Origin of the sequence: Pseudomonas sp. RIT-PI-S (genome assembly GCF_025642975.1) — a bacterium.
Lineage (GTDB): Bacteria > Pseudomonadota > Gammaproteobacteria > Pseudomonadales > Pseudomonadaceae > Aquipseudomonas.
In genome coordinates, this window is record NZ_JANZKJ010000011.1 from 160,008 (window position 1) to 167,926 (window position 7,919).

General features: G+C 61.6%; 7 protein-coding genes. 1 reads left to right on the forward strand and 6 read right to left on the reverse strand.

Annotated features, from left to right (window positions below; translation table 11 throughout):
* Positions 1 to 120 precede the first annotated feature (120 nt).
* The 6 genes from mrdA to OGL93_RS16310 form a co-directional block, all read right to left on the reverse strand.
* A complete protein-coding gene (gene mrdA / locus OGL93_RS16285; protein WP_263263840.1) occupies positions 121 to 2,013 on the reverse strand; it encodes a penicillin-binding protein 2 in 1,893 nt (630 codons plus the stop codon).
* A 69-nt stretch (positions 2,014 to 2,082) separates the two neighbouring features.
* Positions 2,083 to 3,159, reverse strand: coding sequence for an AI-2E family transporter (locus OGL93_RS16290; protein WP_263263841.1), 1,077 nt, complete (start codon positions 3,157 to 3,159; stop codon positions 2,083 to 2,085).
* Positions 3,160 to 3,253: 94 nt separating this feature from the next.
* Positions 3,254 to 4,933 carry a methyl-accepting chemotaxis protein gene (locus OGL93_RS16295; RefSeq protein ID WP_263263842.1) on the reverse strand — a complete coding sequence of 560 codons (1,680 nt, stop codon included), beginning with the start codon at positions 4,931 to 4,933 and terminating at the stop codon, positions 3,254 to 3,256.
* A gap of 32 nt (positions 4,934 to 4,965) precedes the next feature.
* A complete protein-coding gene (locus tag OGL93_RS16300; RefSeq protein ID WP_263263843.1) occupies positions 4,966 to 6,312 on the reverse strand; it encodes a sensor histidine kinase in 1,347 nt (448 codons plus the stop codon).
* The gene (locus tag OGL93_RS16305; protein ID WP_263263844.1) at positions 6,309 to 6,977 is read right to left on the reverse strand and encodes a response regulator transcription factor; all 669 of its coding nucleotides are present in this window, start codon (positions 6,975 to 6,977) and stop codon (positions 6,309 to 6,311) included. Before OGL93_RS16305 ends, OGL93_RS16300 begins: the two co-directional genes overlap by 4 nt.
* Positions 6,978 to 7,283, reverse strand: coding sequence for a PepSY domain-containing protein (locus tag OGL93_RS16310; protein WP_263263845.1), 306 nt, complete (start codon positions 7,281 to 7,283; stop codon positions 6,978 to 6,980).
* Between the two features lie 173 nt (positions 7,284 to 7,456).
* On the opposite strand from OGL93_RS16310, the gene queD reads away from it, so the two are divergent.
* Positions 7,457 to 7,813: a 6-carboxytetrahydropterin synthase QueD gene (queD, locus tag OGL93_RS16315; protein ID WP_263263846.1), complete on the forward strand. Its 357-nt coding sequence runs from the start codon at positions 7,457 to 7,459 to the stop codon at positions 7,811 to 7,813.
* Positions 7,814 to 7,919 lie beyond the last annotated feature (106 nt).

A 7,919-nucleotide genomic window follows, 5' to 3' on the forward strand; every position in this document is an offset into this window, starting at 1 on the left:
CGCGCCGGACTGGCGCGGACCCATGAACTTCGCACAGCCAGAAGCCAAGTAAAAACGGGTAGATTCGAACGGTTTGATCGAAACGGTGGATCGAAATACTGCAACGAGTGTAGCCGGCTCTCAGGTAGCCGGCGGCTTCGTTGGGAGGGCGGGGCTGGCGTACTGCGGCTTGAGGTGACCGTCCTGGTCCAACAGCCAGGCATCGAGCACCTCACGCACCACGGGGCCGGCGACACGGCCACCGGCTTCGCCGTTTTCGATCATCACCGCGACCACGATCTTCGGGTTCTCTGCTGGGGCGAAGCCTACGAACAGCGCGTTGTCGCGATTGCGTTCCTGGGTGCGCTCGCGGTTATAGCGCTCGCCCTGGCGAATGGCGACCACCTGGGCCGTACCGCTCTTGCCCGCGATGCGGTATTGCGCACCCACCGCCGATTGCCGGGCGATGCCACGCGGGTCGTGCAACACCGCCTGCATGCCACGGTTGACCTGTTCCCACTCGCCGGGATCGCGCAGCACGATGTTGGGCATCGGGTTCTGGTCCACGGGCGGCTCGCCACCGATGGTGGCGGCCAGGTGCGGCCGGTGCCATACCCCTTTGCTGGCGATCAGCGAAGTAGCCTGGGCCAGCTGCAGGGGGGTGACCTGCATATAACCCTGGCCGATCCCGAGGATCAGGGTTTCACCTGGGAACCATGGCTGGCGCCGGGTAGCGCGCTTCCACTGTTCGGACGGCATCAGCCCCGGCGCTTCTTCGAACATGTCCAGCGAGACCTTCTGACCAATCCCAAACCGGCTGAGGTAGTCGTGCAGGCGGTCGATCCCTAAGCGGTGGGCGGTTTCGTAGAAATACACGTCGTTGGAGCGCATGATCGCGGCGTAAAGGTCCACCCAGCCATCACCGCTGCGGTTCCAGTTCCGGTACTTGTGATCGTAGTTAGGCAGCTCGTAATAACCGGGGTCGAAGACCCGGGTCGAGGCCGTGATGACCCCGCTGTCCAGGCCAGCGACCGCCACTTCCGGCTTGATGGTGGAGCCCGGGGCGTAGAGCCCGCGCAGCACCCTGTTGAACAGCGGTCGGTCCAGGGAATCGCGCAGGGCGGTGTATTGCTTATAGCTGATGCCCGTTACGAACAGGTTGGGATCGAAGCTGGGCTCGCTGACCATGGCCAGCACGTCCCCGGTTTGCGGGTCCAGCGCCACAATGGCGCCACGGCGGCCATCGAGGGCTTTTTCCGCGGCCTGCTGCAGCTTGGCGTCGAGGGTCAGGGTAATACTTTTGCCCGCCACCGGGTCTGTGTGGCGCAGCACTCGCATCACCCGCCCCTGGGCATTGGTCTCGACTTCCTCGAACCCCACATGGCCATGCAGCGCGCTTTCATAGAATCGCTCGACGCCGGTCTTGCCGACCGATTGAGTGCCGCGGTATTCCACCGGGTCGAGGACCTTGGCTTCCGCCTCGTTGATGCGCCCAACGTAGCCCAGGGAATGGGCGAACTGTTCGCCAAGCGGGTATTCGCGAACGAACTGCGCCTCCACATCCAGGCCGGGTAGCAGGAACTGATTGACCGCGATCAGCGCGATCTGGTCTTCAGTGAGTTCGTACATCAGGGTGACCGGCTCGAACGGATGCCGAGCGCGGCGCAGGTCTTTATCGAACTGGCGGCGCTGCTCTTCCGACAGCTGGAGAATCCGCGCCAGGCTGTCGAGCACCTGGCCGGTATCCCCGGCCCGCTCACGGGTCAGCGTCAGGTTGAAGCTGGGGCGGTTGTCGGCGAGCACCACGCCATTGCGGTCATAGATAAGGCCACGCTCAGGCGGGATCGGCAGCACATGTACGCGGTTGTTTTCAGAGATGGTCGAGTGGTAGTCGTACTGCACGACCTGCAGAAAGTACAGCCGCCCCACCAACGCCAGGGCCAGCCCGATTACCAGGATCGCGCAGGCGACCAGGCGGCCATTGACCAGGCGTTGTTCCTTGTCGTGGTCCTTTAGGGGAATCGGGTCAGGCATGGGCACCGCTCATATGTACAAATCGAAACGCCCGCCACCGGCGAAGCGCTCGATCGGTCTATCAGGCGGTCACCGCTGCAGGTCGGGGGGCAATTGTATGGTGGGGCGATTGCCGACGAATATGCTCCAGGTCGACACAAACAGCGCGGCGACCAGAGGCCCTATAACGAACCCGTTGAGGCCGAACACCGCCAGCCCGCCAAGGGTGGAAATCAGTACCAGGTAGTCGGGCAACTTGGTGTCCTTGCCAACCAGGATTGGCCGAAGCACGTTGTCGACCAGGCCGATCACGAACACGCCGTAGAGCGCGAGGACCACGCCGCGCCACATTTCGCCGTCGAGCACGAAGTAAGCCGCTACCGGCGCCCATACTATACCCGCGCCTACTGCCGGCAATAATGAAAGAAATGCCATCAACACTGCCCACAGCAGCGCGCTGGGAATGTCGAGTATCCAGAAAATAAGCCCGCCCAAGGCACCTTGGGAAATCGCCACCAACATGTTGCCTTTCACAGTGGCCCGGACCACCCGGGTGAACTTCAACTGCAACCGCCGTTTCTGGTGTTCCGCCAAGGGCACAGCCAGGCGGATCTTGCGCACCAGGTCCGGCCCGTCACGCAGGAAGAAGAACACCAGGTAGAGCATGACGCCGAAGCTGACGATGAAATCCAGAGTACCTTGGCCGAAGCTGAAGGCTTGGGAAGTCAAGGCTTCGCTGCCTTTCATGGCCCGGCTAGTGATGGTGTCTTGCAGCCCGTTGAGGTTGCCCATGCCGAGGCGATCGAGCAAATGCTGCGCGGGAGCCGGGAGGGCATGTTTGAAATGGCTGACATAGGCCGCTACGTCTAGTTCGCCGCTTTGGATGCTGGTGTAGAGGCTGGTGCCTTCCTGCACCAGTAGCGCGCTGATCACGATCACCGGCAGAACGGCCACCAGCATGCAGATCCCCAGCGTGGCCAGGGATGTTGCATTGCGCGACCATTTATAGCGTTGTGCCAACCGGCGCTGCAGCGGCGCGAAGAGAATGCCCAGGATCACCGCCCAGAACACAGCGCCGTAATACGGGAGAAGAATCCAGATAAAAGCGAGAGTGACCATTACAAGCAACACGAGCAGTGTCTTGTAATGCAGGTTTGTTTCGTTCATGCGCGTTCCATGTCGGCTAAGCTTCAGCGCTCCTCGTGGAACGCCTGAAGGTTAGTCCGATCGGGCGCGGGTAAGTGCCCTCTGATCGCGAGTGTCAGATACGGAACTGCGCCACCAACCGACCGAGCCCTTGGCCCAGCGCGGCGAGCTTGCGCGAGGTTTCAGCACCGTGGCGAGTTTCATCGGCAACCTGATCCACCGCGCCGGCAATCTGATGAACGCTGCGGTTGATTTCCTCTACCACGGCTGTCTGTTCCTCGGCGGCAGTCGCAATCTGCGCGTTCATGTTGCGGATGGTGGCAATCAGCTCGCCCATGGCATCCAGCGACCGGCCGGCTTCCGTGGCGCGTACGCTGGTACCCTCCCCGGCATCGCTGGAACGCCGCATCGCCTCGACGGCCTCGCGCGTGCCCTTCTCCAGGCGGTCGATCATCCCCTGGATTTCCTGGGTGCTTTGCTGGGTGCGGCTCGCCAGCGCGCGAACCTCATCGGCAACCACAGCGAAGCCACGGCCAGCCTCGCCCGCCCGAGCGGCCTCGATCGCGGCGTTGAGCGCGAGCAGGTTGGTTTGCTCGGCAATGGAGCGGATAACCCCCAGCACGCCGACGATGGCGCGTACGTCGTTTTGCAGGGTGTCGAGGGAATTGCCACTCAAGCGGATGTCAGCTACCAGCGAGTGGATCTGCGTCACGCTGCCGTCCACCACTTGCCTGGCCTGGCGACCCTCTTCGTCGGTTTCCTGAGCTGCCGCGGCCGCGCCTTGAGCGCTGCGAGCCACTTCCTGCGCAGCGCCAGACATTTCGTTCACCGCAGTCGCGACCTGATCGGTCTCTTGCCGCTGACGCTCCATGGCACGCTCCGAGCGCTGGGCCTGGTCGGCCACTTCACTGACCAACCCGGTGAACTCGCCGGTCATATTGGCGATCTGTCGCACCAGGCCGTGAATCTTCTCGGCAAAGCGGTTGAACGAACCGGCCAGCTCGCCCAGCTCATCCTGGCTGGTGACCGGCAACCGGCGGGTAAGATCACCCTCGCCTGCAGCGATGTCGTCCAGGCTTTGTTTCATCAGCAGCAGCGGCCGTAGGATGTTACGCGCCAACAGCCAGCCAACGAATGCGATGACTGCCAGTACGATCGCGGCGATGCCTACGATACTCAGCAGCATGTCGATGGTGCGTGCGTGTACGTCTTCACGAACTTGCGCCAGCCGCGCGTCGATACCGTCAAGGTTGACCGCCGTGCCGATGACCATGTCCCACTTGGGCAGGTATTCGGTATAGGCGAGCTTGGGTACCAAGGTCTGCGTGCCAGGCAAGCTGGAGGAATAGCTGACGTAGTGGGTGCCGTTCTTACCCACGTTGACCAGCTCGCGGTTGACATAAACACCATTAGGATCACGGGCATCGATAAAGCTCTGCCCTACCCCGTCACTGCTATTGCCCTTGAACAGCCGCACGGCGTTGGAGTCGTAGCCGAAGAAGTAACCATCCTTGCCGTAGGCCACCTGGGACAGCATTTTGATCACTTGCGCCCGTGCGGCCTGGTCGGCGGGGGCCGCAGCATCATAGATAGGTTTGACCGTGCCCATGGCCACTGCCACATAGGTCTGCAGCGATGCACGCGCGTCGGTGATATAGCGATCGCGGGTTTCTTGAATCTCTTGAGCTGCTTGCTGGCGCAGGATCCACAGGGTGCACAAGCTAATGATCAGCGCGAAAAGCACTACAGGCACGACGGCGAGGGACAGGACCTTGCCCTTCAAGCTAAGGCGCATGGAATTTCTCACAGGCAGAATAGGATATCGACTTATCGGCCGAGCTCGGTAGAAGTTGAGCTTAGCTTGCGGCGGGGCAATTCGACGTCTACCTGCAGCCCGCCGAGCGGGCTCTCGAGCAATGTAAGGCGGCCATGGCAGGCGTCGGTGATATCGCGCACGATGCCAAGCCCCAGGCCATGGCCGCGAGTTCGCTCATCCAGGCGCTCCCCCCGGGCCAACACCTGCTCGCGCGCGTCGGCCGGAATACCAGGGCCGTCATCTTCAATGCGCAGCCGATAACCAGCCAGGCTTTCCTTGATCGTCAGACGCGCCTGGCTGTCGGCCCATTTTCCGGCGTTGTCCAACAGGTTTCCGAGCAGCTCCAGCATGTCTTCACGGTCCCAGGGCAGCACTAGGGTCGGCGGGCAGGTCCACCCCAGTTGCAGGTGCTCCCCATGTATGGCGCGCAATGTGGCGAACAGGCTAGGAAGCTCAGCAGCGCAATCGAAGGGTGTGCCAGGCAAGGCATCACCAGCCAGCCGTGCCCGGGCGAGCTCTTTGTCTAGCCTGGATTGAACCTGGCCCAGCTGTTCGAGCAGGGTCGCGCGCAACGCGGGGTCAGCCTCTAACCGAACGCTGTTGGCCTGGCTGAACAAGACGGCAAGTGGGGTTTTCAAGGCATGCCCAAGATTGCCCAGGGCGGTGCGGGCTTTTTTCAGGCTGTCCTCGGTATGTGCATGCAAGTGATTGATTTGCGTGATCAGCGGCTCCAGCTCCGACGGCACCGCCAGCTGAAGCTGGGCGCGCTGGCCTTGCTGCAACTGTGCCAACTGCGCCCTGGCGGCTTCCAGCGGGCGCAGCGCGCGGGTCACGATCATCCGTTGCAAGCCCAGGAGCGCTACTAGTAGCAAGGCTCCAACGGCCAAGCCCCATTGGCGCAAGCGCGCAAAGCTGTCGCGGATGGGGGTGTAATCCTGGGCGACGGTAATGGACAGGGTCGTGCCCAGGCGGCGGTAGTCGGTACGGAGCACAATCACCTGCTGGCCGTCTGGGCCTGGCGCAGCCATCCGGCTCAACCCAGGCGAGCCTGGTTGCGGTAATTGCGCATCCCATAAGGAACGCGAGCGCAGCTGGTGGTCGCCGAGGTCGATCTGAAAGTAATACCCGGAGAACGCGCGCTGATAGGCTGGCAACAGGCGCTCATCCGCCAGCTTCACGCCTTCGGGGGTACGCACCAAAGCAAGCAGCAGGGTTTCGCTCTGGCTGCGCAGGTTGCTCTCCAAATAGCGTTCGATCCCACTTTCGAACAGCCAGAGGCCCACTTGAGCGAAGATCAATCCGCCGATGACCAAGACGCTGAGCAGGCCGACGCTCAACCGGGCCTGGAGGGACTTCATGCCTGATTGCTGCCAAAGCGATAGCCTTGGCCACGGCGGGTTTCGATCACCTCCCTGCCGAGTTTGCGCCGGAGGTGATTGACGTGAACCTCGAGCACGTTGGAGTCACGCTCGGTTTCCCCGTCGTATAGATGATCTGCCAGTTGGCCTTTAGACAGGATCTGCCCAGGGTGGAGCATGAAGTAACGTAGCAGCCGGAACTCAACGGCGGTAAGGGCGATGCCCTCCTCCCCGTTGACCACGGTTTGGGTGGCCTCATCGAGCGCAAGGCCACCGGCCTGTAGCTGCGGATGGTTGGGTAAACCCTTGGAGCGGCGCATAAGCGACTGCATCCGCAACAGCAGCTCCTCCGGGTGGAAGGGCTTGCCGAGGTAATCGTCAGCACCGGCTTTCAGCCCTTCGATACGCTCGGCCCACGAGCCTCTAGCGGTCAGGATAAGTACAGGCGTGTTCACCCCCGCAGCGCGCCACTGGGTGAGTACCTCCAGCCCCGCAAGGCCCGGCAAGCCAAGGTCCAGCACAATGCAGTCGTAGGGTTCGATCTGCCCCTGGGCAAGGGCATCGCGGCCGTCGCTGAGCCAGTCCACGGCGTAGCTTTTCCTGTTTAGCAGGGCAAGCAGCTCATCTGCCAGCGGCACCGAATCTTCTACCAGCAGCACACGCATTCAGTCATCTTCCTTGTCTTCGAGCAGATCGCCCTTTACTGCGTCGAACTCCAGCTCCCGAACTTGGCCGCTGGGCAGTAGAACCTCGATCTCATAAACATAACGGCCGTGCTCTTGCTCGAGTTCCGCTTCCAGCAGCACGGCGCCGGGATAGCGCGCAATAGCCTTGGCAGTGAGCTGGTCCAACGGCAGTATCACCCCCTGCTGACGCAGACGGAGCGCTTCATCCTGGCTGAGGTCATGAGCCGTGGCCCCACCCCAGGGAATCAGAGCCATCAGCAGGCAAACCGCACGCACTCCAGACATCAAGGCTCCCCTTGTCGTTCAGGCATTCGCCCCATCACTTGGTGCCCACCGGCATGGAACACAGGTTATCAAAGTAGCGGGTGGCGCTTAAACGAAGCTGAATTCGGCCAGCCGCGCCGTCTGGGGCTGATGCTGGTAAGATTGCGTTTTGATTTTGAACGGGTACCAGTGGCGTGGAAATTTTCAAGGAGTTCACTTTCGAGTCGGCACATAAACTGCCGAACGTCCCGAGCGGCCACAAGTGCGGGCGGCTGCATGGCCACTCCTTTCGCATAGGCATTCACTTGTCCGGCCCGGTCGACCCTCACACCGGCTGGATACGGGACTTTTCCGAGATAAAGGCGATCTTCAAGCCGATCTATGAGCGCCTTGACCACAATTACCTTAACGATATTCCGGGCTTGGAAAACCCTACCAGCGAGAACCTGGCTATTTGGATTTGGCGGGAGCTCAAACCGCTGTTGCCTGAGCTGAGCAAGGTCCGCATTCACGAAACCTGCACCAGCGGTTGCGAATACACCGGGGATTGACCCCATGCGAATCACAAGGCGGCCTCTATCGGCCGCTTTTTTTGCGGTCAAAATAGTGGGCTGAAAAAGACAAAACCCCCGACCGCAGTGCGATCAGGGGTTTTGG